Source organism: Pseudomonas putida, assembly GCF_003228315.1.
Taxonomy (GTDB): Bacteria; Pseudomonadota; Gammaproteobacteria; order Pseudomonadales; family Pseudomonadaceae; genus Aquipseudomonas; species Aquipseudomonas putida_S.
In genome coordinates this window covers 2,493,243-2,514,706 of the sequence record NZ_CP029693.1, presented here as the reverse complement: position 1 = coordinate 2,514,706, position 21,464 = coordinate 2,493,243, and the positions used below count along the sequence as shown (strand labels likewise).

Annotated in this window: 24 protein-coding genes; 13 read left to right on the top strand and 11 right to left on the bottom strand. The window is 60.0% G+C overall.

The window, feature by feature from the left end:
* Positions 1 to 501 precede the first annotated feature (501 nt).
* Positions 502 to 789, top strand: coding sequence for a GNAT family N-acetyltransferase (locus DKY63_RS11450; RefSeq protein ID WP_008057026.1), 288 nt, complete (start codon positions 502 to 504; stop codon positions 787 to 789).
* 79 nt (positions 790 to 868) lie between these two features.
* Here the strand turns inward: DKY63_RS11450 and DKY63_RS11445 are convergent, their stop codons facing one another.
* A complete protein-coding gene (locus DKY63_RS11445) occupies positions 869 to 1,945 on the bottom strand; it encodes a 3-deoxy-7-phosphoheptulonate synthase (RefSeq protein WP_110964200.1) in 1,077 nt (358 codons plus the stop codon).
* A gap of 184 nt (positions 1,946 to 2,129) precedes the next feature.
* Positions 2,130 to 2,573, bottom strand: a complete 444-nt coding sequence (locus tag DKY63_RS11440; RefSeq protein ID WP_110964199.1) for a PilZ domain-containing protein — start codon at positions 2,571 to 2,573, stop codon at positions 2,130 to 2,132.
* Between DKY63_RS11440 and DKY63_RS11435 the strand changes: the two genes are divergently transcribed.
* The 5 genes from DKY63_RS11435 (at position 2,572) to cysB (ending at position 6,527) form a co-directional block, all read left to right on the top strand.
* A complete protein-coding gene (locus tag DKY63_RS11435; protein ID WP_110964198.1) occupies positions 2,572 to 2,958 on the top strand; it encodes a thioredoxin family protein in 387 nt (128 codons plus the stop codon). The two genes, DKY63_RS11440 and DKY63_RS11435, sit on opposite strands and share 2 nt — an antisense overlap.
* A complete protein-coding gene (locus DKY63_RS11430) occupies positions 2,955 to 3,911 on the top strand; it encodes a putative 2-dehydropantoate 2-reductase (protein WP_110964197.1) in 957 nt (318 codons plus the stop codon). Before DKY63_RS11435 ends, DKY63_RS11430 begins: the two co-directional genes overlap by 4 nt.
* A 25-nt stretch (positions 3,912 to 3,936) precedes the next feature.
* Complete coding sequence (locus tag DKY63_RS11425; RefSeq protein WP_110964196.1) at positions 3,937 to 4,842, top strand: 5'-nucleotidase; 906 nt, start codon at positions 3,937 to 3,939, stop codon at positions 4,840 to 4,842.
* Positions 4,843 to 4,936: 94 nt separating this feature from the next.
* Positions 4,937 to 5,440 (top strand): universal stress protein, encoded by a 504-nt coding sequence (locus DKY63_RS11420; RefSeq protein ID WP_110964195.1) that lies wholly within the window; start codon positions 4,937 to 4,939, stop codon positions 5,438 to 5,440.
* 112 nt (positions 5,441 to 5,552) lie between these two features.
* On the top strand, positions 5,553 to 6,527 hold the full coding sequence (cysB, locus tag DKY63_RS11415) for an HTH-type transcriptional regulator CysB (RefSeq protein WP_110964194.1): 975 nt from the start codon (positions 5,553 to 5,555) through the stop codon (positions 6,525 to 6,527).
* Between the two features lie 6 nt (positions 6,528 to 6,533).
* Here the strand turns inward: cysB and DKY63_RS11410 are convergent, their stop codons facing one another.
* The gene (locus DKY63_RS11410) at positions 6,534 to 7,016 is read right to left on the bottom strand and encodes a GreA/GreB family elongation factor (protein ID WP_110964193.1); all 483 of its coding nucleotides are present in this window, start codon (positions 7,014 to 7,016) and stop codon (positions 6,534 to 6,536) included.
* 2 nt (positions 7,017 to 7,018) lie between these two features.
* On the bottom strand, positions 7,019 to 7,426 hold the full coding sequence (locus tag DKY63_RS11405; RefSeq protein ID WP_110964192.1) for a hypothetical protein: 408 nt from the start codon (positions 7,424 to 7,426) through the stop codon (positions 7,019 to 7,021).
* 123 nt (positions 7,427 to 7,549) lie between these two features.
* Here DKY63_RS11405 and earP point away from each other — a divergent pair, with 123 nt between their 5' ends.
* On the top strand, positions 7,550 to 8,692 hold the full coding sequence (gene earP / locus DKY63_RS11400) for an elongation factor P maturation arginine rhamnosyltransferase EarP (protein ID WP_110964191.1): 1,143 nt from the start codon (positions 7,550 to 7,552) through the stop codon (positions 8,690 to 8,692).
* Positions 8,693 to 8,740: 48 nt separating this feature from the next.
* Complete coding sequence (locus tag DKY63_RS11395) at positions 8,741 to 9,310, top strand: elongation factor P (RefSeq protein WP_110964190.1); 570 nt, start codon at positions 8,741 to 8,743, stop codon at positions 9,308 to 9,310.
* 110 nt (positions 9,311 to 9,420) lie between these two features.
* Here DKY63_RS11395 and DKY63_RS11390 read toward each other — a convergent pair whose 3' ends face one another.
* The 4 genes from DKY63_RS11390 to DKY63_RS11375 form a co-directional block, all read right to left on the bottom strand.
* Positions 9,421 to 10,434, bottom strand: coding sequence for an alpha/beta hydrolase (locus tag DKY63_RS11390; RefSeq protein ID WP_110964189.1), 1,014 nt, complete (start codon positions 10,432 to 10,434; stop codon positions 9,421 to 9,423).
* Between the two features lie 51 nt (positions 10,435 to 10,485).
* On the bottom strand, positions 10,486 to 10,905 hold the full coding sequence (locus DKY63_RS11385; protein WP_110964188.1) for an organic hydroperoxide resistance protein: 420 nt from the start codon (positions 10,903 to 10,905) through the stop codon (positions 10,486 to 10,488).
* 335 nt (positions 10,906 to 11,240) lie between these two features.
* Entirely contained in the window at positions 11,241 to 11,702 is a 462-nt protein-coding gene (locus tag DKY63_RS11380; protein WP_110967903.1) for a MarR family winged helix-turn-helix transcriptional regulator, read from the bottom strand.
* Between the two features lie 69 nt (positions 11,703 to 11,771).
* A complete protein-coding gene (locus tag DKY63_RS11375) occupies positions 11,772 to 12,728 on the bottom strand; it encodes a LysR family transcriptional regulator (protein WP_110964187.1) in 957 nt (318 codons plus the stop codon).
* 126 nt (positions 12,729 to 12,854) lie between these two features.
* Between DKY63_RS11375 and DKY63_RS11370 the strand changes: the two genes are divergently transcribed.
* Positions 12,855 to 13,589 carry a sulfite exporter TauE/SafE family protein gene (locus DKY63_RS11370; RefSeq protein ID WP_110964186.1) on the top strand — a complete coding sequence of 245 codons (735 nt, stop codon included), beginning with the start codon at positions 12,855 to 12,857 and terminating at the stop codon, positions 13,587 to 13,589.
* On the opposite strand, the gene DKY63_RS11365 is transcribed toward DKY63_RS11370, so the two are convergent.
* On the bottom strand, positions 13,579 to 14,433 hold the full coding sequence (locus DKY63_RS11365; protein WP_110964185.1) for a LysR substrate-binding domain-containing protein: 855 nt from the start codon (positions 14,431 to 14,433) through the stop codon (positions 13,579 to 13,581). The two genes, DKY63_RS11370 and DKY63_RS11365, sit on opposite strands and share 11 nt — an antisense overlap.
* 95 nt (positions 14,434 to 14,528) lie before the next feature.
* On the opposite strand from DKY63_RS11365, the gene DKY63_RS11360 reads away from it, so the two are divergent.
* Together DKY63_RS11360 and DKY63_RS11355 are read left to right on the top strand one after the other, a co-directional pair.
* Positions 14,529 to 14,744 (top strand): DUF1127 domain-containing protein, encoded by a 216-nt coding sequence (locus DKY63_RS11360; protein ID WP_110964184.1) that lies wholly within the window; start codon positions 14,529 to 14,531, stop codon positions 14,742 to 14,744.
* A gap of 64 nt (positions 14,745 to 14,808) precedes the next feature.
* Positions 14,809 to 16,038 carry a winged helix-turn-helix domain-containing protein gene (locus DKY63_RS11355; protein ID WP_110964183.1) on the top strand — a complete coding sequence of 410 codons (1,230 nt, stop codon included), beginning with the start codon at positions 14,809 to 14,811 and terminating at the stop codon, positions 16,036 to 16,038.
* A gap of 92 nt (positions 16,039 to 16,130) precedes the next feature.
* On the opposite strand, the gene DKY63_RS11350 is transcribed toward DKY63_RS11355, so the two are convergent.
* Positions 16,131 to 17,477, bottom strand: a complete 1,347-nt coding sequence (locus DKY63_RS11350) for a class II 3-deoxy-7-phosphoheptulonate synthase (protein WP_110964182.1) — start codon at positions 17,475 to 17,477, stop codon at positions 16,131 to 16,133.
* A gap of 164 nt (positions 17,478 to 17,641) precedes the next feature.
* Between DKY63_RS11350 and DKY63_RS11345 the strand changes: the two genes are divergently transcribed.
* Positions 17,642 to 18,397, top strand: a complete 756-nt coding sequence (locus DKY63_RS11345; protein WP_110964181.1) for a spermidine synthase — start codon at positions 17,642 to 17,644, stop codon at positions 18,395 to 18,397.
* A 137-nt stretch (positions 18,398 to 18,534) separates the two neighbouring features.
* On the opposite strand, the gene DKY63_RS11340 is transcribed toward DKY63_RS11345, so the two are convergent.
* The gene (locus DKY63_RS11340; RefSeq protein WP_110964180.1) at positions 18,535 to 19,326 is read right to left on the bottom strand and encodes a crotonase/enoyl-CoA hydratase family protein; all 792 of its coding nucleotides are present in this window, start codon (positions 19,324 to 19,326) and stop codon (positions 18,535 to 18,537) included.
* A gap of 421 nt (positions 19,327 to 19,747) precedes the next feature.
* Between DKY63_RS11340 and DKY63_RS11335 the strand changes: the two genes are divergently transcribed.
* Positions 19,748 to 21,421, top strand: coding sequence for a DEAD/DEAH box helicase (locus DKY63_RS11335; RefSeq protein ID WP_110964179.1), 1,674 nt, complete (start codon positions 19,748 to 19,750; stop codon positions 21,419 to 21,421).
* Positions 21,422 to 21,464 lie beyond the last annotated feature (43 nt).

The following is a 21,464-nucleotide window of genomic DNA, read 5'->3' as shown; positions in this document are numbered from 1 at the left end:
CTTTTTCGAGCAACTTTTAACTGCGCTGTTTAAAAAATATTCAGCTGTGAGCCCCGAGATGAGCGAGCCGGCGAGGAAAAGTTCCGCGCCTAAACAGCTGTTTTTTCCAGTCTTTACTAAAGTGTGTCTAGATGGTTTCGTCTACACTTTCGTTCGGATTTTGCGCGATGCCTCTCATATCTTTCTCCATGTTCTGGTGACTTTAAACACGGGGGCACGTCTTAAGTCTCAACATCCGGCAATGATCAGGCTGTCGACCTTGTGTGACATTCGGTCGAGCCGTTCCTGCGTAACCCGGAGCAGCACCCGCCAACCCGGCTGATGACGAGCGCACCTTGAGCATTTTCGCCAATGGTGCCTACTATTTGTACGTGCTCGGTTGCGCGAGATCGGTGTAGCTCTTCTCGGTGTCCATTGAGGCACGGGGTGGCGTAGTTGTTCCTTCGCCGGGAAAACATCGGTAAGGTAGGGGTCGCAATTAAAGACCCGCGAGGAGTAGTGATGAGCGAGGCGTTGTCCATCCACCATGACCAGGCTGGTCATCAGTTCGAGACCAATGTGGACGGTCATCGTGCCTACCTGACTTATATGGATCTGGGGAAACAGACCCTGGATATCTACCGCACCTTCGTGCCCAACGCATTGCGCGGTCGCGGCATCGCAGCAGCACTGACCGAGAAGGCGCTGGAGTACGCCGAGGAAATGGGCTACACCGTCATTCCCTCGTGCTCCTATGTCGAGCGCTACATGGAGCGCCACCAGCGGCATGCGGCCAAGCTGAGCCAGTGACCTTCAGCAAAACGAACACATAAAAAAACGCCGGGCTTGCCCGGCGTTTTTTTGTCTGCGTTTTTTGCCTTGGCGACGATCAGGTGCGGTCGCGCTTGGGCAGGACATCCTTGAGCTTGGCATGCATGCTGCGCAAGGTGTTCTCGGTGGCCGTCCAGTCGATGCAGGCATCGGTGATCGACACGCCGTACTGCAAGTCGGCGAGGTCTTTTGGAATGGCCTGGCAACCCCAGTTCAGGTGGCTCTCGACCATCAGGCCGATGATCGACTGGTTGCCTTCGAGGATCTGGTTGGCGACGTTCTCCATCACCAGCGGCTGCAGGGCCGGATCCTTGTTCGAGTTGGCGTGGCTGCAGTCGACCATGATGTTCGGCTTGATCTTCGCCTTGTTCAGTGCCTGCTCGCACAGCGCGACGCTGACCGAGTCATAGTTCGGCTTGCCGTTGCCGCCGCGCAGCACGACGTGACCGTAGGCGTTGCCCTTGGTGGTCACGATCGATACGCCACCTTCCTGGTTGATGCCCAGGAAGCGGTGAGGGCTGGAGACCGATTGCAGGGCGTTGATCGCCACGGTCAGGCCACCGTCGGTGCCGTTCTTGAAGCCGACTGCGGAGGACAGGCCGGAAGCCATTTCACGGTGAGTCTGGGATTCGGTGGTACGCGCGCCGATGGCCGACCAGCTGATCAGGTCCTGCAGATACTGCGGGGAGATCGGGTCGAGGGCTTCGGTGGCGGTTGGCAGGCCCATTTCGGCCAGGTCTAGCAGCAGCTTGCGACCGATGTGCAGGCCATCCTGGATCTTGAACGAGTCGTCCAGATACGGGTCGTTGATCAAGCCTTTCCAGCCGACGGTGGTGCGCGGCTTCTCGAAATACACGCGCATCACCAGATACAGGGTATCGGACACTTCGGCGGCGAGGACCTTCAGGCGCTCGGCGTACTCGTGGGCGGCCTTGATGTCGTGGATCGAGCAAGGCCCGATGACGACGAACAGGCGGTGGTCGGTGCCATCAAGAATGTTGCGAATGACTTCGCGGCCCTTGGTGACGGTGCGCAGCGCGGCGTCGCTCAGAGGGATGTCACGCTTGAGCTGATCGGGGGTGATCAGCGTCTCGTTGGAAGAGACGTTAAGGTCGTTGATCGGTAAATCAGCCATCGTTTACTCGTCAGGTCACGGGTGCAGGCCGCCAGCGAACCCGCGCGGCGGAGCACAGCAAATTAAGCGCGTCGGGGAGCCGAACCTTAGCGCGTTACACCGTGGCTCGACAATGGGCAGACGCCGGTTCAGGCGGCTTTGACCCTGAGTTTTCGCCCTTTGGCAGGCAAACCGGCATCAATGCCTATTCCAGCACCGGTTGTGCAAACGCTTTGCGTACGGTTTCGTGGGAAAACTCGTCGGCATGTTGCTGGACCCATTCCAGCGCCCGCGCCTGGACTTCCTGCAAGTCATCGTGGACGTCGTGCTGGCGGCAGTAACGCTCTATCCGGCACACCTGTTCGCCCATACGGGCACTGAAAAGGGTCTGCTCGTCGACGAAGGCAATGCCTACCAGATAGCCGTGCTTGCGGCGCAGGCACCAGGCCACATAGCCGAGAAAGCGCATGTCGGGGTTCAGGGTCGGCATGCGCACCTCCAGGGCCGTACCGTGGCGCCAGGCACGGTGATAATTGCAAGCCACGCCCCCGAGGCTGATAGTGTGCAGCTGTTGCCGTGAAATGCATTCGGGCTTGAGTAGCGTCAATTCCACGGGTACATCGTCAGGATGAGGAATAAAACGTCCCATGAACACGGACTCCATGTGTCGGCCATCTGACATTATTTCCCCCAGTATAGTGGTCGAATCGGAACTGACCGATTTTGACGCCGACCAGCGGCTCCTGACGATGAACGGCACCTCGCTGGTGATATTCACCAGTGTCGGCTGTTCAAGTTGCCGATTTGCCCGCGAGCAATTGCCGGCACTCGATCTGGCGGTCGATCGACTGTGCTGGATAGATGCCGGGAACAACGGCGGGGTGGTCGAGCGATATCAGGTCTTTCATTTGCCGGCGCTCTTTTTGGTAGGCGACGGTGAGTTCTTTGGAGCATTGCATTCGCGCCTGACCGCGACCGAACTCAATCGGGCGATCCGTCAGGCACTGAGTCGAACAGCAGAGGAGTTGCCATGATGGGGGCAGTTGCCAAACCGACAATCGGGATTATCGGGACCGGTGCAATCGGTGGTTTCTACGGGTTGATGCTGGCGCGCGCCGGGTTCGATGTGCATTTCCTGTTGCGCAGTGAGTTTTCCGCGGTGGCCGAACACGGGCTGCAATTGCACAGTGCGGCGCACGGTGCGCTGTCATTGAATCCGGTGCAGGCCTATTCGGCGGCCGAAGACATGCCGCCCTGCGACTGGCTGCTGGTGGGGGCAAAAACCTCCAGTAACACAGACCTGGCACCGGTCATCCTTCAGGCCGCGGCGCCGAATGCCAAGGTACTGTTGTTGCAAAACGGTCTTGACGTCGAAGACAGCCTGCGTGAGTTGTTGCCCGATTCACTGCATGTGCTGGGCGGCCTCTGCTATATCTGTGTCCATCGCGAAGCACCTGGAGTCATCACCCACCAGGCGCTGGGCGCGGTGCATGTCGGCTACCACAGCGGTCCGGCCACCGACGGTGCGCAGCGCACCGCGATTGTCGAGGAGGGCGTCGAACTGTTTCGCCGTGCCGGCATCGATTCACAGGTCATGGCGAACCTGCACCAGGCGCGCTGGCTGAAACTGGTCTGGAATATTCCGTACAACGGTCTGTCGGTGTTGCTGGGGGCGAGCACCACGCCGTTGATGGCGGACACCGACAGCCGCGAGCTGATCAAGGCGCTGATGGCCGAAGTGGTTCAGGGGGCCATAGCCTGCGGCCACGAGGTGCCGGCCGGTTATGCCGAGCATTTGTTCATGATGACCGAGAAAATGCCCGACTATTGGCCGAGCATGTACCACGATCATCTGCACAAGCGACCGCTGGAGTTGGACGCCATTTATGCGCGGCCACTGGCGGCGGCAAAGGCCGCGGGTTGCGAACTGCCGAGAATCGAGGCGTTGTATCGCAGTCTGGGTTTTATCGATCGACGCAACCGCTGAGTCGATCCATCCGAGGGGGAAGTGCATGGCGAAGACGATCGACGACAAACTGGTGCTGGCGATTTCCTCGCGGGCACTGTTCGATTTGAGTGAAAGCCACAAGGTTTATCTGTCGAGTGGCGTCGAGGCCTACCGGCAATATCAGATTGAACACGAAGATGAAATTCTCGAGCCCGGCGATGCCTTCCCTCTGGTGCAGAAGCTCCTCAACCTCAATGCTCACCTCGGTCGCGCCCGGGTCGAGGTAATCCTGGTGTCGCGCAACAGTGCCGACACCGGCCTGCGGGTGTTCAATTCGATCGATCACTATGGACTGGCCATTTCCCGTGCAGCATTCGTCGGTGGGCGCAGTCCTTATCCCTATCTCAAGGCCTTCGGCTGCGATCTGTTCCTGTCGACCCATGCCGAAGACGTGCGCAGCGCGCTGGACGCCGGCTTTGCCGCGGCGACCATCCTGTCAGGGGGCGCCAGCCGGGCCGCGAGCGATGAATTGCGCATCGCTTTCGACGGCGACGCAGTGCTGTTTTCCGATGAATCCGAGCGCGTGTATCAGGCTGGTGGTCTGGAAGCCTTCCAGGCCAAGGAGCGCGAAGCCGCCCGCGAACCGCTGCGCGGCGGTCCTTTCAAGGGTTTCCTCGCGGCCCTCAATCTGTTGCAGCGCGAGTTTCCCGATGGCGCTTGCCCGATCCGCACGGCATTGGTCACTGCCCGCTCGGCTCCTGCCCACGAGCGGGTGATCCGCACGTTACGCGAGTGGGATATCCGCCTGGATGAGTCGCTGTTTCTCGGCGGCCTGACCAAGTCGGCCTTTCTCGAAGCCTTCGCCGCCGACGTGTTTTTCGATGACCAGGCTGGTCATTGCGAGTTGGCCCGGGAGGTCGTCGCCACCGGTCATGTACCCCATGGCATAAGCAACGAGCAAAAGGTTTAAGCCCGCCGATCAACGTGTTGCGCCAAACGTCGCACTCGCCAAGGCACTGCTAAGCTGAATCAATCTCCGCCATGTTGGCATTCGAGGAGGTCATATGATTCGCTCGATGCTCTATGCCACTGACCTCGGCCTGTACGCCCCCGTGGTGATGCAACACGCCCTAGAACTGGCGCGGACCTTCAATGCCAACCTGTACGTGGTGCATGCGGTTGAACCCATGGGGCTGTTTGCCGAATCGGTACTGCAGAGCTATCTGGATGAGCAGGCGCTGAACGAATTTCACAGCCAGGGTCTGAATACGGTAATCGCTAATATCGAACAGCGCGTGCTGGACAGTTTTCGGGAGGAATTGGGAGAGGAGGGCGAGCATGACCTGGAGAGAATTCAGGCGGTACGGGTGCTGCAGGGCGATCCGGCGCAAGTGATTCTGGACCAGGCGCAGAAACTCTCCGTGGATTTGCTGATCGTAGGTAGCCATAGCCATGGTGCTGGTGCGGAAACGCCCTTGGGCCGGACCGCAGCGCGTGTGTTGCAACTGTCAAAGGTGCCGGTTTACCTGGTGCCTCTGATGCAACGTCGTCGCCAGGGGGATCGCTAGAACACGAATAGTGGCATTCTGATAAAAAGTTCTAGATTTATTCTTCAAACCATTCATATAGTTATATACCGTCGCTGATGCCCGTGGCGTCTATCTGCTTTGAGGGATACATATGAAGCTTCAACAATTGCGCTACATCTGGGAAGTGGCGCACCACGACCTCAACGTCTCCGCTACAGCCCAAAGCCTTTACACCTCGCAACCGGGCATCAGCAAACAGATCCGCCTGCTGGAAGACGAACTGGGCGTCGAAGTCTTCGCCCGCAGCGGCAAGCATCTGACCCGTGTCACCCCGGCAGGCGAGCGCATCATCACTACCGCCGGCGAAATCCTGCGCAAGGTCGAAAGCATCAAGCAGATCGCCCAGGAATTCTCCAACGAGAAGAAAGGCACCCTGTCGATCGCCACCACTCACACCCAGGCGCGCTATGCGCTGCCACCGGTGATCAGCAATTTCATCAAGCAGTACCCGGACGTTGCCCTGCACATGCACCAGGGGTCGCCGATGCAAATCGCCGAAATGGCCGCTGATGGCACCGTGGATTTCGCCATCGCCACTGAAGCGCTGGAGCTGTTTGGCGATCTGGTGATGATGCCCTGCTATCGCTGGAACCGTTGCGTCGTAGTCCCTCAGGGCCACCCGCTGACCAAGCTGTCGAAGCTGACCCTCGAAGCGCTGGCCGAATACCCGATCGTGACTTATGTGTTCGGCTTCACCGGCCGTTCGAAACTCGACGAAGCCTTCAGCCATCGTGGCTTGACGCCAAAGGTCGTGTTCACCGCCGCCGACGCCGACGTGATCAAGACTTACGTTCGCCTCGGGTTGGGCGTGGGCATCGTGGCGAAAATGGCGGTGGATACCAAACTCGATAGCGACCTGGTCGTGCTCGATGCCAGCGAATTGTTCGAGTCGAGCATCACCAAGATCGGTTTCCGTCGCGGCACCTTCCTGCGTGGCTTCATGTGCGACTTCATCGAGAAGTTCGCGCCGCACCTGACGCGCGACGTGATGGCCAAGGCCATCCAGTGCCACAACAAGCAGGAGCTGGAAGAGCTGTTCGACGGTGTCGAACTGCCCGTCCATTAATCTTTCCTAGACGACCTCGGTGACAGCAAACTGTTGCCGAGTGCCCGCCACCAGAATCTCCACCTCATCGCCTTCGAACTTGCCCAGCAGGCCTTTGCCCAGTGGTGAGCGCGGGGTGATGACGGTAATGGGTTGCCCCACCAGCTCCACCTTCAGGCCCGCCGCGTCCGGTGCAAGAAACAGCCACTGCTCGCGACCCTGTTCGTCCTCCAGGCCCAGTAGCGCACCGACCTCGATTCCCCGCCGGTCATCATAGGGGCGCAGGATCAGGTTCTGGCAAAGCGCCAGGGACTGCCGAATTTCCTCCACTCGTCTGGCTTGGCCGGCGGCCAGATAGGACGCCTCCAGTCCCAGGGTGTCGTACTTGTTTTCGGCGATGTTTTCTTCGTGAGTCGCCGTTTCATAGGCGGTCAGCGCTGCGCGTTCGGCAATGTCGAGATCGATGCGCAGCTTGTCGAGAATCAATTGGTGGACGGTATGCTTATTCATGATCAATCGCAGAATTGCAGGACATTGGTACGGCTTTTCTCGCTGGGTGCCGTCTGGTCCTGTTGCAGCCAGAACTGGCATTTGGCATTGGACAGATTACGGTTATTGCTACGGGCCTGATCGAGCCGTTGCGCCTGTTCGCTTTTGCGCAGGTTCTCTTCGTACTGTTGGAACAGCGGGCTCTGGGGAGGAATGTCAGGCACCTGCTGCACCACCGGCGGGTTGGCCAGTTGCTGCATCGCCTGGGCCACCGGCGCCAATTGCTCGTTTAACAGAAAGCGCGAGGCGAGCCAGCAGGTCAGTGCGATCGCAAGGAACCCCAGCCACATGCCGAGGGCGATGCTGCCGGTCAGTTTTGCGGCGTTGAGCTGGATCGGCAACGGGAGGCGCGGGTTGGGACGGTAGGGCATGGCTGCCTCCTGGCGGTGGGTCGCGGGCAAATGCGATTGTCGCAGAAAGATTAATCGTCGTCGGCTCTTCTGTAGGGGGGAATTTATGCGGACAATCGCTGCCTTTGCCAACGGGAGCCTGGAATGTCTCAATTGAAAACCCGCTGGGATATTTTTTGCACCGTGGTCGATAACTTCGGTGACATCGGCGTGACCTGGCGGTTGGCGCGGCAGCTGGTTGCCGAGCATGACGTGGCCGTGCGCTTGTGGGTTGATGATTTGCGCGCTTTCGAACGCATGTGCCCGGAGATTGATATCCAACTCGGTCAGCAATGGCAGCAGGGTGTCGAGGTGCGTCACTGGGGCGCCGAATGGCAGCCTGTTGAAGCGGCGGATGTGGTGATCGCCGCGTTTGCCTGCCAGTTGCCGGGCGCCTACATGGACGCCATGGCCGAGCGGCAGAAGCCGCCGCTGTGGATGAATCTGGATTATTTGAGCGCCGAGGACTGGGTGATCGGTTGCCACGGTTTGCCGTCGGTGAAGTACCGGCACGTGCAGAAAATCTTCTTTTTTCCGGGCTTCCGAGAGGGCACCGGCGGATTGCTGCGTGAAAGTGGGTTGCTCGAAAGGCGTCAGACGTTTCAGCAGGATCCCGAGGCCCAGCGCACTTTCCTGCAAGGCCTGGGGGTTGATCGTGCCCCGGGCTCACAGCTTATTTCGCTGTTTGCCTACGAAAATGCGGGACTTGCCAGCTGGCTGGATGCGCTGTCGAGCGATTCGGTGCCTACACATCTTTTGGTGCCGGAGGGACGGATCCTGGGGGATGTCGAACGCTGGCTCGGCGTGAACGACCTGACGGCCGGTGCCGTGCATGTGCGCGATGGCCTGACCATTCAGGTACTGCCGTTCGTCCGACAGGACCAGTATGACCAGTTGCTATGGTGTTGCGATTTCAACGCGGTGCGTGGCGAGGACTCGTTTGTCCGCGCCCAGTGGGCGGGCCGACCGTTGCTCTGGCACATCTATCAGCAGGAAGAAGACGTCCATCTGGACAAGCTTGAAGCCTTTCTCACGCTCTATGTGAAGGACCTTTCGGCGCCTGCGCGAGAAGCGATCAGCGGTTTATGGCGAGCGTGGAACGCTGGCGAAAAAATGACCGACCACTGGCATTCGACCCGCAAATACTGGCCAGAGCTGCAAAAACACGCCCAGGCGTGGTGTCTGGAACAGGCCTCCCGGACCGATCTTGCCGCGGCGCTGGTACAGTTTTATGTAAATTGGCTATGATACGCGGCCTAGATTTTTGTAAATCCCATCCAAATTCGGATATTCGCAATGAAAACTGGTAAAGAACTCAAACCCGGTACCGTGCTGCGTATCGACAACGATCCATGGCTGGTTCAAAAAGCTGAATTCACCAAGTCGGGCCGTAACAGCGCGATCATGAAGACCAAGCTGAAGAACCTGCTGACCGGCTACAAGACCGAAACCGTTTACGGTGCGGACGACAAGCTGGACGACGTGATCCTGGATCGCAAAGAAGCGACCCTGTCGTTCATCAGCGGTGACTCCTACACGTTCATGGACACCACCGACTACACCATGTACGAGCTGAACGCCGAAGACATCGAAGCCGTTCTGCCGTTCATCGAAGAAGGCATGACCGACGTTTGCGAAGCCGTGTTCTTCGAAGGCCGTCTGGTTTCCGTAGAGCTGCCGACCACTATCGTGCGTCAGGTTGCCTACACCGAAGGTTCCGCTCGCGGCGACACTTCCGGCAAGGTCATGAAGCCTGCCAAACTGAAGAACGGTACCGAGCTGTCGGTTGCTGACTTCATCGAAATCGACGACATGATCGAAATCGATACCCGCGAAGGCGGTTCCTACAAAGGCCGTGCGAAATAAGCACTGCTTGAGGAATGAAAAAGCCCGACCATTGAGTCGGGCTTTTTTGTGCCTGAACGAACACCTGCCCCTGTAGGAGCGAGCAGGCTCGCTCCTACAGGGGTACTGCGTTATTTCTTCAGATGTTGCTTAAGCTCTTCCGACGCCTGCAGCATCGCCGAACGAACCGCCGGCACCTGGCTCACCACGTTGAGCAAGCCGTAGTCGTGGATCATGCCGTTGTAGCGAACCGAGGTCACCGGCACACCGGCTTCGTCGAGTTTGCGAGCGTAGGCTTCACCTTCATCGCGCAGAACGTCGGCTTCGGCTGTCTGCACCAGTGCCGGTGGCAGGCCCTTGAGTTGCGCAGGGGTTGCCCGCAACGGCGAGGCGTAGATCTCGTTACGTTGCTTGGCGTCTGTGGTGTAGTTGTCCCAGAACCACTTCATCATGTTGCGAGTGAGGAAGTGCCCCTCGGCAAACTGGTTATAGGAACCGGTGTCGAAGTTGGCATCGGTCACCGGCCACAGCAGTACCTGGAATTTGATCGCCGGGGTGCCTTTGTCTTTGGCCATCAGCGCGACCACCGCCGCCATGTTGCCGCCAACGCTGTTGCCGGCCACGGCCAGGCGCTTGCCATCGACGTTGATCTCTTTACCGTGCTCGGCCACCCATTTGGTCGCGGCGTAAGCCTGGTTGATCGCCACCGGGTAGTGCGCTTCCGGCGACGGGGTGTAGTTGACGAAAACCGCCGCTGCACCCGAACCCGCCACCAGGTCACGAACCAGCCGCTCGTGGGTCGGGAAATCGCCTAATACCCAGCCGCCACCGTGGAAGAACATGAACACCGGCAACTCGCCCTTGACCCCGGCTGGCCGGACGATGGTCAGGTCCAGCGGTTGGCCATCGACCTGGATGGTCTTCTGGCTGACATCCGCTTTTGGCAGCGTCAGCTTCACCCCCGACTGCGCGCCCACCAGCACGGCGCGGGCATCCTTGGGTGTCATCTGTTCCATCGGTTTGCCGGTGCCGGCGTTCAACACGTCGAGAAAGGCCTGGGTGTTGTGTTCAACGTCGCCGGCGAATGCACTGTGGACGGACAGAGCGAGAAGGGTACCGGTCAAGACTTTGCTGAAAGTGTTCATGTTCATTTCCTGTTCGGGCCTGGTTGGACGGCTTGGCTTGGACGACGTGGCTTAGACGGTCACGTGCAGGCGCACATCGACGTTACCGCGGGTGGCGTTGGAGTACGGGCAGACCTGGTGGGCTGCGTCGACCAGGCTTTGCGCATCGGCTTGTTCGAGGCCCGGCAGGCTGATGTGCAGATCGATGTCCAGACCGAAACCGCCAGGGATCTGGCCGATGCCGACATGGGCAGTGATCGAGGCGTCGCTCGGAATGCTGCGTTTGGTCTGGCTGGCGACGAACTTCAGGGCGCCGATGAAGCAGGCCGAGTAGCCGGCAGCGAACAGTTGCTCAGGGTTGGTCGCCGCACCGCCGGCACCGCCGAGTTCTTTCGGGGTGGCGAGTTTGACGTCGAGAATGTTGTCACTGGAAATCGCACGACCGTCACGGCCACCGGTGGAAGTTGCGATTGCGGTGTAGAGAGTTTGCATGGTGAAAGCCTCGTTCGGGTTTGATTGATTTTGCGCTAAATATTTGCGCGCTAACTGAGTGCGAAATAAATGTATCGCGCTAATGTTTAGTGCGCAAGATATTTTTTCGAGAAAATTCGAAACTGACTTGCTACGGGTCTACCTGATGGGGTTGGAAGTATTGAGTTAGAGCTGTTCAGGCGAGATCGTCGGCAGCAGAATTTTTTCACCGACGGTAGAAACTGTAGGAGCGAGCCTGCTCGCGAAAAACCTGAAAACGCAGAGGTGAGTCAGGCTCCCCGCGTTATCGTTGGCCACCATCGCGAGCAGGGCTCGCTCCTACAGGGAGATGTGGGTCAGAGACTGTCCTGCAGATGCCGACGCAGCTCTTGCAGTTCCGCCTGCAGCGCCTGCAATCGCTCCAGCGTCATGCCGCTGGCGCCGAGGATGCATTGAGGAATTCCCCGCGCCTTGTCTCGCAAGCCGCGACCTTCTTCGGTGAGTTCGACAATCACCACGCGCTCGTCTTCGCGGCTTCGGGTGCGGCTGAGCAATCCTTCGGCTTCCAGGCGCTTGAGCAGCGGCGTGAGCGAGCCGGGATCGGTCAGCAGTCGTGCGCTGATTTCGCCTACCGTCAAACCGTCCTGTTCCCACAGCACCATCATCGCCAGATACTGTGGATAAGTCAGGCCCAGAGCCTGCAACAGGGGCTTGTAGACCTTGGTCATCATCAGCGAAGTGGAATGCAGGGCGAAGCAGGCCTGGTTGTCCAGCAGCAGGCCGTCGCAGTTATCCGGGGTGTCGCGTTCGGTGGTCATTTCATAGCCTTGATCAGTGATCGTCATGAATCTAGCGGGCAAATCTTTAATGCGCCAGACAATTCCGGACTAGTGGCGGTTCAGATGAGACTGCAGCACCAGGTCCCACGGCGGGATCGGGCTGAATCGGGTTTTCAGGTATTCAAGCAACAAACGGCTGCGGGCAACGGCTTGTTGTTCCAGGCGCAGGGCATAGATCCCGGCGCATTCCGGCTTGGGCAGGCCGTTTTCGCAAAACAGGGGCAACAGTTCGCCGCGCAACAGATATTCGCTGGCCAGCCAGGTCGGCAAGTGCGCAACGCCCAGCCCGGCCAGTGCGCCAAAAACCAGGGCTTCGGCGTTGTTGGCGCTCATGCGGATGCGCGACGGACGATGCAGTTGCATCTGCCCCTCACGCTCGAAGCGCCAGGCAAAGGGCGGGGCCAGGCCATCCCAGTCGACGCCGTCGTGTTCGATGAGCTGCGCTGGATCGTTCGGCATGCCCCGACGCCGCAGATAGTCCGGGCTCGCACAGGCGATACGCACGATGCTCGCCAGAGGCGTAGCCACCAGCCGGGTATCGGCCAATTGCCCGGCGCGCAGCACCAGATCGACCTTGCCCAGGTTCAGGCCCTGCATATCGACAAAACTGTCGATCAGGTGCAGTTGCACATCAAGGCCGGGGTAGAGCACCAGGAAGTCGGCGATCACCGGTGCCAGGTGCCGTCGACCGAACGCCGCCGGCGCATCCACCCGAATCAAGCCCTCGGGTGCGCTGCTCAGGGACACCGCCTCGGCCCGGGCCAGGCGCAGTTCTTCGACAATTCTCCGCGCCCGCTCGGCAAAGGCCAGTCCCGCGGGCGTGGCGCGAACCGCGTGGGTGCTGCGAATGAACAACTGGCTGCCGACGGCACTTTCGAGGCTGTCGATCCGCCGCGCCACCGCCGAAGGCGTGAGCGGATGGCGCCGCGAGGCCGCGGAAAAGCTGCCGGTTTCCAGTACATCAAGAAACAGCCCGAGTTGATCGGTCAGTTGGTTGGGATTCATGTCGCGCTCTTTGCTTGTGCGAGTTTGGCACAGCCATTGTGCGTTGCTGTGCGTTTCCCCGCTATAACCAACTGCGTAGGATGAATGCCATCACCTGACGAGAAAAATGCCGTGATTGAGTTTTTGATGTATCTGGTTTTTGGCGCAGCCCTGGGCACCCTGGGCGGTATCTTTGGCATCGGCGGCGGCCTGATTGCCATCCCGCTGCTGGGCGTCTTGTTCGGTCTGGATCAGCAGATCGCTCAAGGCACGGCATTGGTCATGGTGGTGCCTAACGTCATGCTGGCGCTCTGGCGCTATCACCAGCGCAATCGCATCGAAATGCGTCATGCCCTGCCTCTGGCCTCCATGGGCTTCTGTTTTGCCTGGTTTGGTTCGATCTGGGCCGTGGGAATTGACGCGCAAACCATGCGTATCGGCTTCGTTGCGTTCCTTGTCGCCCTTTCGGCTTACAACCTGGTGCGCATGTTCGGCGCCCGTACACCGGCGTCGGCACAGATGAAATATTCGTGGCCATGGCTGGGCGTTCTGGGGGCCGCGTCCGGCACCATGGGCGGGTTGTTTGGCGTCGGCGGGGCGGTCGTGGCGACGCCTGTGTTGACCAGCCTGTTCGGCACCACGCAAGTGGTTGCCCAAGGCCTGTCGCTGGCCCTGGCGTTACCCAGTACCGGCGTCACCCTGGTCACCTATGCCGCGCACCATCAGGTGGACTGGATGATTGGTGTACCACTGGCCATCGGCGGCCTGCTGAGCATCAGTTGGGGCGTGAAGGTCGCCCATGCCATGCCCGAGCGCCTGCTGCGTGCGCTGTTCTGCGGCTTTCTGGTGCTTTGCGCGGTGATGCTCGCCTTTAAAGTTTGAAACCGTCGACGATATGTTCGGCCAGGCATTCGGTGATGGGCGACGGGTTGTGCAGATTACGCACCAGCATGATGCTGGCCTCGGGCAAGACGGGCAGGTCTTCGGCTTCACCGAGGATGCGCATGTCGGGGGTGATCAGGCTTTCCAGTTGCGCGGTCACCGCAAGGCCGGCGCTGACCACCGCCATGATCGCCGACAGGCTGTCACTGTTGTAGGCCACGCGGTAGTCGCGGCCGATCGCATCCAGCGCATTGCAGGCCCACATCCGGCAGAAACAATCACTATTGAACATTGCCAGCGGCAAGGGTGTTTGCTCATGGGCGCTGTAGCACTGCGCCTCGGCCCAGACAAAACGCTCCTTGCGCAACAACTGGCCGATTTCGCTGCCTGGCTCGCGGGTGACGATCGACAGGTCGAGGTCCTGGCGCATCAGCAATTGTTTGGATGATTCGCAGTGCACCTCGATCTGGATCAGCGGGTAGGACTGGGCAAAGCGCCGCAGGATGCCGGGCAGGAAGCGCATCACATAATCGTCTGGCGTACCGATGCGCACCGTCCCGATCATGTCCGGTTCGCGCAAGGTATTGAACACTTCACTGTGCAGTTTGAGGATGCGCCGTGCGTAGCCCAGCAGCACCTGGCCTTCGGCGGTAAGCCGCACTTGTCGGCCGTCACGCTGGAACAACTGGCGCTGCAACACGTCCTCCTCCAGTCGTTTCATCTGCATGCTGACGGCCGACTGGGTGCGATGCACCAGTTCGCCGGCGCGGGTAAAGCCACCCTGGTCGGCGATCGCGACGAAGGTGCGCAGCACTTCGGTATCGATAGTCGGGTAGCTCGACATGTATCAATCTCCGAGATGGTTGCCATCAGAAACATTTGTTGGATTGATCTTAGACCCGGCGAGAGACTGGAGCCATCCAAACGGAGGGCAACAAGATGAAAGGTCAACATGAGTTTCACGCTGCGGAAAAACACTCGGTTCATCTGATTTCCGACCTGCTGCACAAGGTCAGTCGCTGGTACGAGCTGCATCGCGAGCGCGAACTGCTGGCAAGCCTGAGCGACGAAGCGTTGAAGGACATCGGTATGAGTCGGGCGGATGTGGAGTTCGAGTCGGTCAAGCCATTCTGGAACGACCCAATGCATAAATGAGTGACCGACAACTACACAAACCAACTTCCGGTGAGGTAGGTTGCGAGCAGACAAGGAGATGCTCATGCCCGCAACACAGTCCTTATCTCTCAAACAGGCTCGGCGTCTGGCGCTGGCCGCCCAGGGATTCAACGGGCGCCAGCCGCCGGCGACGATCAAGGCGCTTCAACTCAACCGGCTGATCGACCGGCTGGGCATTCTGCAGATTGATTCCGTCAATGCACTGGTGCGCTCGCACTACCTTCCGCTGTTTTCCCGTCTCGGCAATTATCCCAGTGATCTGCTCGACCAGGCGGCCTGGAGTCAGGGTCGACGTCGCACTTTATTCGAGTACTGGGGCCATGAGGCCTCGCTGATGCCCCTGTCGCTGTACCCGATGATGCGTTGGCGCATGCAGCGCGCAATGCGCGGCGAAGACATTTATCAACAGCTGGCGCGTTTCGGCCGTGAGCAGCAGGACACGATTCACCGGGTCTTGGCCTGCGTTCAGGAGCAGGGCGCGCTGGGTGCCAGCAGCCTGTCGACGCGGCAGGAACGGGCCGGACCCTGGTGGGACTGGAGCGCGGAAAAGCACGCTCTGGAATGGCTGTTCGCCGCCGGTGAAGTGACCGTCGCCGGTCGGCGCGGGTTCGAGCGGCTCTATGATCTGCCGGAGCGGGTGATTCCCTCGGCGATCCTGACGCAACCGCAGCTCAGCGAGCCCGAGGCCCAGCGCGGGTTGCTGTTGCATGCCGTGACCGCCCTGGGCGTGGGGACCGAGAAAGACCTGCGTGACTACTTTCGGTTGAATCCTGCGGACAGTCGACCTCGTCTTGAGGAACTGGTCGAGGCGGGCGAGATGCAGATGTGTGAAGTTCAGGGCTGGCGGCAACCGGCGTATTGCCGGCCCGACGCCAGTCCACCGCGCAAGGTGGCGGCCAGTGCGTTGCTTTCGCCTTTCGATTCGCTGGTCTGGGAGCGCAGCCGCACCGAGCGCCTGTTCGATTTTCGTTATCGGCTGGAGATTTACACGCCGCAGCACAAGCGGGTGTATGGCTATTACGTGTTGCCGTTCCTGCACAACGAACGGATTGCCGCGCGGGTCGATTTACGTGCGGAACGGGCTGCCGGGCAGTTGGCGGTGCATGCGGTGCATGAGGAGGAGCTGGGGCTGGATGAGGAAGGGATGCTGGCGCTGGCGGTCAATTTGCGGCGGATGGCGGATTGGTTGGGGTTGGAGCGGGTGCAGTTGAATTGCCCGAGGGCGAGTGCGGTGAAATTGAGGGTGGCATTGGCCAATATTGATGGTGCCTGAACCTGCGCCATCGCGAGCAAGCTTTGCTCCTACAAGTTGTGCGCATCACAATCTGTAGGAGCAAAGCTTGCTCGCGATAGGGGCACTGATATTTAGCGCCGAACCTGCTTCAGTGTCTCGGCAATCAAAAACGCCAGCTCCAGCGACTGATCCGCATTCATCCGCGGGTCGCAATGGGTGTGATAGCGATCCGACAAGCCATCCTCGGTAATCGGTCGCGCACCGCCGATACATTCGGTCACGTTCTGCCCGGTCATCTCGATATGGATGCCGCCGGCATAGCTGCCTTCCGCCTGGTGAACCTGGAAGAACTGCTTCACTTCACCAAGAATCTGCGCGAAATCCCGGGTCTTGTAGCCGCTGCTGGCCTTGATGGTGTTGCCGTGCATCGGGTCCGAACTCCACAGCACTTGCTTGCCTTCACGCTGCACGGCGCGAATCAGTTGCGGCAAGTGATCGCCGACCTTGTTCGCACCCATCCGCGCAATCAGGTTCAGACGGCCCGGATCGTTTTCCGGGTTGAGAATGTCGATCAGGCGGATCAGGTCGTCGGTGTTCATGCTCGGGCCGACCTTGACCCCGATCGGGTTGTTCACCCCGCGCAGGAATTCGACGTGGGCGCCGTCGAGCTGACGGGTGCGGTCGCCGATCCACAGCATATGGGCCGAGCAGTCGTAGTAATCGTTGGTCAGGCTGTCGCGACGCACGAAGGCTTCTTCGTAGTTCAACAGCAGCGCTTCGTGGGCGGTGAAGAAACTGGTCTCGCGCAGTTGCGGCGAACTGTCCATGCCGCAGGCGCGCATGAACGCCAGGGTTTCATCGATGCGATCGGCCAGGTGGCTGTATTTCTCGGCCAGCGCGGAGTTGGCGATGAAATCCAGATTCCACTTGTGCACCTGATGCAGGTCGGCAAAACCGCCCTGGGCGAAGGCGCGCAACAGGTTCAGGGTGGCGGTGGACTGGTGATAGGACTGCAGCAGGCGCTCCGGGTCCGGCACGCGGCTTTTTTCGTCGAAACCGATGCCGTTGACGATATCGCCCCGGTAGGCCGGCAGGGTCACGCCGTCGATGGTTTCGTCATTGGCCGAGCGCGGCTTGGCAAATTGCCCGGCCATGCGTCCGACCTTGACCACCGGGCACCCGGCGGCAAAGGTCATGACAATCGCCATTTGCAGCAGCACCTTGAAGGTGTCGCGGATTTTCGCGGCGGAGAACTCGGCGAAGCTTTCGGCGCAATCGCCGCCCTGCAACAGAAACGCGCGACCCTGGGTCACTTCGGCAAACTGACGGCGCAATTCCCGGGCTTCACCGGCAAACACCAGCGGCGGATAACTGGCCAGGGTCTGCTCGACGTGCTGCAAATGCGCCGCATCGGGGTATTGGGGTTGTTGCTGGATCGGCAGGGCGCGCCAGCTGTCAGGGCTCCAGGGTTGGCTCATCACGGTCTCTATTGTTTTACGCTCGGATCGCCATGTTATCAGCAATTAGTGCGTGACCTGCTCCCGACGCTTGGCGGACAATCGCGCCTTTGCCGCGCCCTGTTCGCGGTGCTATCACGTCGCCGCTTTTTAAATTGAGTGCAGGGTGACGATCAGGAGACGAAATGACTGAGGAGCGCGTCGAGCATTTGCTCGCCGAGGTGCAGGACGAATTTGGCGTGATTCGTGTGCTGGAAGTGGCCGATTACCGTTTTCTCGAATTCGGAGACGCCATCGAGCAAAGCTGTGTGTTCACCGCCGACCCGAGCTGGCTCGAATACGATTACACCCGGGCGATGCTGATCGGTGCGCTGTGCCACGAACAACCGGAAAGCGCGCTGTTCCTCGGGCTTGGTGCCGGCACGCTGACCCAGGCCTGCCTCAAGTTCCTGCCGCTGGAAGATGTCGAAGCCATCGAGCTGCGTCCCGATGTGCCGCGCCTGGCGATCGAATACCTTGGTCTGGATGACGATCCGCGTCTGTACATTCGTGTTGGTGATGCCCTGGAGTTGCTCGACACCGCCGAGCCTGCGGACCTGATTTTCGTCGACCTTTACACCGATGTCGGTCCGGGCGTCGGGCATCTGGCCTGGACCTTCCTGGAGAACTGCCAGAAACGCCTGACCCCGGGTGGCTGGCTGGTGATCAACCAATGGGCCACCGACGATGGCAAGCCGTTGGGCGCCGCGTTGCTGCGCGGGCTCTATCACCGGCATTACTGGGAGTTGCCGGTGAAGGAGGGCAACGTGATCCTGATCGTGCCTTCGGAGCTGGATCAGGAGTTGGACATGCAAGGGCTGATTGCTCGGGCCGAAGCGCTGGCGCCGCGGTTGGGGTATTCATTGGAAGCGTTGATCAAGGCGATTCGCCCAGCTACTTGAGTTGTTGTCTGGTCAGGCGTCATCGCGGGCAAGCCTTGCTCCTACAGGTTTTGTGTCGCTCACTCTGTCTGAGCATGACACAAAACCTGTAGGAGCAAGGCTTGCCCGCGATTGCGATATCTCTATCGATGCAAACCTCAACAACCCTTGAAAACCCCGGGCCGCCGCTCCACCAGCGACCGAACCCCCTCCCGCGCATCTTCACTGCTCAGCAATTTCTTCACCAGCGCCGGCAACCCCTGGGCTGCGGCGGTTTCCCCTTCATAGCGTGCTTGCCGCGCGGACATCAAGGTGGCCTGAACCCCCAGCGGTGCTTGTCGGGCAATTCGCTCGGCCAGCTCGATCGCCCGTGGCAGCAAATCCTCGCTGGCCATGACTTCCTGCACCAGACCCAGGTGCAAGGCGTCGTGGGCATCGAACTCATCACCGGTCAGCATCCAGCGCATGGCATTGCCCCACCCGGCCACCTGGTGCAATCGCAAGGTGGCGCCGCCGAAGGGAAAAATGCCGCGCTGCACTTCCATCTGGGCGAAGCGGGTGTTGCTGGCGCAGAGGTTGATATCGGCGGCCAGCATCAGTTCGATGCCAATGGTCAGGCAGTAGCCCTGGGCGGCGACGATCACCGGTTTGCTGACCCTGGGGCCGGCAAATACGCCCCACGGATCGCAGCCGCCGGGCGGTGCCTGCCAGCCTTCGCTCAGGGCCGCGCTGGCGCTCGCCAGATCCAGGCCGGCGGTGAAATGCTCACCATGACCGAAGACCACCGCCACCCTTGCCTCGCTGTCGGCTTCGAACTCGCCGTAGGCCAGGCTCAATCCGTTGAGCAGGTCCATGTCGAAGGCGTTGCGCTTGGCGACCCGATCCAGGCCGATCAACAGGACATGACCGCGTTTTTCACGGCTCACACGGCTGGCGTCGAGCTCTTTCATGGAGCATTTCCTCAGGCGGAAAGGGGGAGTCGGACCGGCGGTTCGCGCGTTCCGGGTGAACCGTTTTAGCGCTGCGCCCGGCAGGGCAGGGCCTTTGAAAAATAGTCGCTGGCACGACTATCCGCAAAGCGTGTGACAGAACGCCATGCGCGGGAGTTTCCCGTTAAAAAAAGCTCCCTTTTTCGGCAAATTCCGGTATAGTGCGCGCCGGTCTTTAACCGGGCCGCGTTTAGGTAGCGCAATTCCCCGAAGTCAACTTCGGTTGCACGTTCGCTCTGCGAACTCTTCCTTGACGATTCTTTTCATTCATTCGTTTTCGCAAATCCCCGCCGACAAAGCTGCCAGGGCGACTCTTGAGTCTCAACACGGCATGCGCAGCTTTGGAGCATGGGTCTTTGCGGATGCACTTAGAGGCAGACCCATGACCCAGGAAATCGGCGGCTTCGCCGCTCTTGAACTTCATCCCAATATTGTCGCTGCAGTAGTCGCTACCGGCTATGAAGAGCCTTCGGCCATTCAGCAGCAGTCGATCCCGATCATCCTCGCCGGTCACGATATGATTGGTCAGGCGCAAACCGGTACCGGTAAAACCGCTGCCTTTGCCCTGCCTATCCTGCACCGCATTGATCCGTCCAAGCGCGAGCCGCAAGCTCTGATCCTGGCCCCAACCCGTGAGTTGGCGCTGCAAGTTGCAACCGCTTTCGAAACCTACGCCAAGCAAATGCCGGGCGTGACTGTTGTGGCTGTCTACGGCGGCGCGCCGATGGGCCCACAATTGAAAGCAATCCGTAATGGCGCACAGATCGTTGTCGCCACTCCGGGCCGTCTGTGCGACCACCTGCGTCGCGACGAAAAAGTGCTGCAGACCGTGAACCACCTGGTTCTCGACGAAGCAGACGAAATGCTCAAGCTGGGCTTCATGGACGACCTGGAAGTCATCTTCAAGGCCATGCCGGAAACCCGTCAGACCGTATTGTTCTCGGCCACCTTGCCGCAGTCGATCCGTGCCATCGCCGAGCGCCACCTGCGCGATCCGAAGCACGTGAAGATCCAGAGCAAGACCCAGACCGTTACCGCGATCGAGCAGGCTCACCTGCTGGTTCACGCTGACCAGAAGACTTCTGCCGTTCTCAGCTTGCTGGAAGTGGAAGATTTCGATGCGCTGATCATGTTCGTGCGTACCAAACAAGCGACCCTGGACCTGGCCAGCGCCCTGGAAGCCAAAGGCTACAAAGCCGCTGCGCTGAACGGTGACATTGCCCAGAACCAGCGTGAGCGCGTGATCGACTCCCTCAAGGATGGCCGTCTGGACATCGTTGTGGCGACCGACGTTGCTGCCCGTGGCCTGGACGTACCGCGCATCACTCACGTATTCAACGTTGACATGCCGTACGATCCGGAATCCTACGTTCACCGTATCGGCCGTACCGGCCGTGCCGGTCGCGAAGGTCGTGCGCTGCTGCTGGTGACTCCACGTGAGCGCCGCATGCTGCAAGTGATCGAGCGTGTTACCGGTCAGAAGGTTGCTGAAGTTCGCCTGCCGGACGCTCAAGCCGTTCTGGATGCTCGCATCAAGAAACTGACCAACAGCCTGTCGCCGCTGGTAGCTGACGCCGAGTCGACCCACGGTGATCTGCTTGATCGCCTGACCGCCGACATCGGTTGCAGCCCACGTGCCCTGGCCGCCGCCCTGCTGCGCAAGGCAACCAACGGTCAAGCGTTGAACCTGGCCGCTATCGAGAAAGAGCGTCCACTGGTGCCGAACAGCGCGCCACGTGGTGATCGTCCAGAGCGTTCCGGTGATCGTCCTGAGCGTGGTGACCGCGAGCGTCGTGCTCCGATGCCGCTGGCCGAAGGTCGTGCTCGCTGCCGTACCGCGCTGGGTGCGCGTGATGGCATCGCTGCCAAGAACCTGCTGGGCGCCATCCTCAACGAAGGTGGCCTGGCGCGTGAAGCCATCGGTCGCATCCAGGTGCGTGACAGCTTCAGCCTCGTCGAGCTGCCGGAAGATGGCCTGGAGAAGTTGCTGACCAAGCTGAAGGACACTCGCGTTGCCGGTAAGCAGCTGAAACTGCGTCGCTACCGCGAAGATTGATCCGCTTTCGGGCTGATTGATCGAGCATAAAAAATCCCCGACT

What these genes read in the sequence shown, in the direction of transcription:
- DKY63_RS11380 (WP_110967903.1), bottom strand. Translation starts at nt 11,702, where the DNA reads ATGACCACCGAACGCGACACCCCGGATAACTGCGACGGCCTGCTGCTG.
- DKY63_RS11425 (WP_110964196.1), top strand. Translation starts at nt 3,937, where the DNA reads ATGGCGAAGACGATCGACGACAAACTGGTGCTGGCGATTTCCTCGCGG.
- DKY63_RS11365 (WP_110964185.1), bottom strand. Translation starts at nt 14,433, where the DNA reads ATGTCGAGCTACCCGACTATCGATACCGAAGTGCTGCGCACCTTCGTC.
- DKY63_RS11420 (WP_110964195.1), top strand. Translation starts at nt 4,937, where the DNA reads ATGATTCGCTCGATGCTCTATGCCACTGACCTCGGCCTGTACGCCCCC.
- DKY63_RS11395 (WP_110964190.1), top strand. Translation starts at nt 8,741, where the DNA reads ATGAAAACTGGTAAAGAACTCAAACCCGGTACCGTGCTGCGTATCGAC.
- DKY63_RS11450 (WP_008057026.1), top strand. Translation starts at nt 502, where the DNA reads ATGAGCGAGGCGTTGTCCATCCACCATGACCAGGCTGGTCATCAGTTC.
- DKY63_RS11340 (WP_110964180.1), bottom strand. Translation starts at nt 19,326, where the DNA reads ATGAAAGAGCTCGACGCCAGCCGTGTGAGCCGTGAAAAACGCGGTCAT.
- DKY63_RS11355 (WP_110964183.1), top strand. Translation starts at nt 14,809, where the DNA reads ATGCCCGCAACACAGTCCTTATCTCTCAAACAGGCTCGGCGTCTGGCG.
- DKY63_RS11430 (WP_110964197.1), top strand. Translation starts at nt 2,955, where the DNA reads ATGATGGGGGCAGTTGCCAAACCGACAATCGGGATTATCGGGACCGGT.
- DKY63_RS11375 (WP_110964187.1), bottom strand. Translation starts at nt 12,728, where the DNA reads ATGAATCCCAACCAACTGACCGATCAACTCGGGCTGTTTCTTGATGTA.
- DKY63_RS11410 (WP_110964193.1), bottom strand. Translation starts at nt 7,016, where the DNA reads ATGAATAAGCATACCGTCCACCAATTGATTCTCGACAAGCTGCGCATC.
- DKY63_RS11385 (WP_110964188.1), bottom strand. Translation starts at nt 10,905, where the DNA reads ATGCAAACTCTCTACACCGCAATCGCAACTTCCACCGGTGGCCGTGAC.
- DKY63_RS11335 (WP_110964179.1), top strand. Translation starts at nt 19,748, where the DNA reads ATGACCCAGGAAATCGGCGGCTTCGCCGCTCTTGAACTTCATCCCAAT.
- DKY63_RS11350 (WP_110964182.1), bottom strand. Translation starts at nt 17,477, where the DNA reads ATGAGCCAACCCTGGAGCCCTGACAGCTGGCGCGCCCTGCCGATCCAG.
- DKY63_RS11390 (WP_110964189.1), bottom strand. Translation starts at nt 10,434, where the DNA reads ATGAACACTTTCAGCAAAGTCTTGACCGGTACCCTTCTCGCTCTGTCC.
- DKY63_RS11440 (WP_110964199.1), bottom strand. Translation starts at nt 2,573, where the DNA reads ATGGGACGTTTTATTCCTCATCCTGACGATGTACCCGTGGAATTGACG.
- DKY63_RS11435 (WP_110964198.1), top strand. Translation starts at nt 2,572, where the DNA reads ATGAACACGGACTCCATGTGTCGGCCATCTGACATTATTTCCCCCAGT.
- DKY63_RS11405 (WP_110964192.1), bottom strand. Translation starts at nt 7,426, where the DNA reads ATGCCCTACCGTCCCAACCCGCGCCTCCCGTTGCCGATCCAGCTCAAC.
- DKY63_RS11370 (WP_110964186.1), top strand. Translation starts at nt 12,855, where the DNA reads ATGTATCTGGTTTTTGGCGCAGCCCTGGGCACCCTGGGCGGTATCTTT.
- DKY63_RS11360 (WP_110964184.1), top strand. Translation starts at nt 14,529, where the DNA reads ATGAAAGGTCAACATGAGTTTCACGCTGCGGAAAAACACTCGGTTCAT.
- DKY63_RS11345 (WP_110964181.1), top strand. Translation starts at nt 17,642, where the DNA reads ATGACTGAGGAGCGCGTCGAGCATTTGCTCGCCGAGGTGCAGGACGAA.
- earP (WP_110964191.1), top strand. Translation starts at nt 7,550, where the DNA reads ATGTCTCAATTGAAAACCCGCTGGGATATTTTTTGCACCGTGGTCGAT.
- DKY63_RS11445 (WP_110964200.1), bottom strand. Translation starts at nt 1,945, where the DNA reads ATGGCTGATTTACCGATCAACGACCTTAACGTCTCTTCCAACGAGACG.
- cysB (WP_110964194.1), top strand. Translation starts at nt 5,553, where the DNA reads ATGAAGCTTCAACAATTGCGCTACATCTGGGAAGTGGCGCACCACGAC.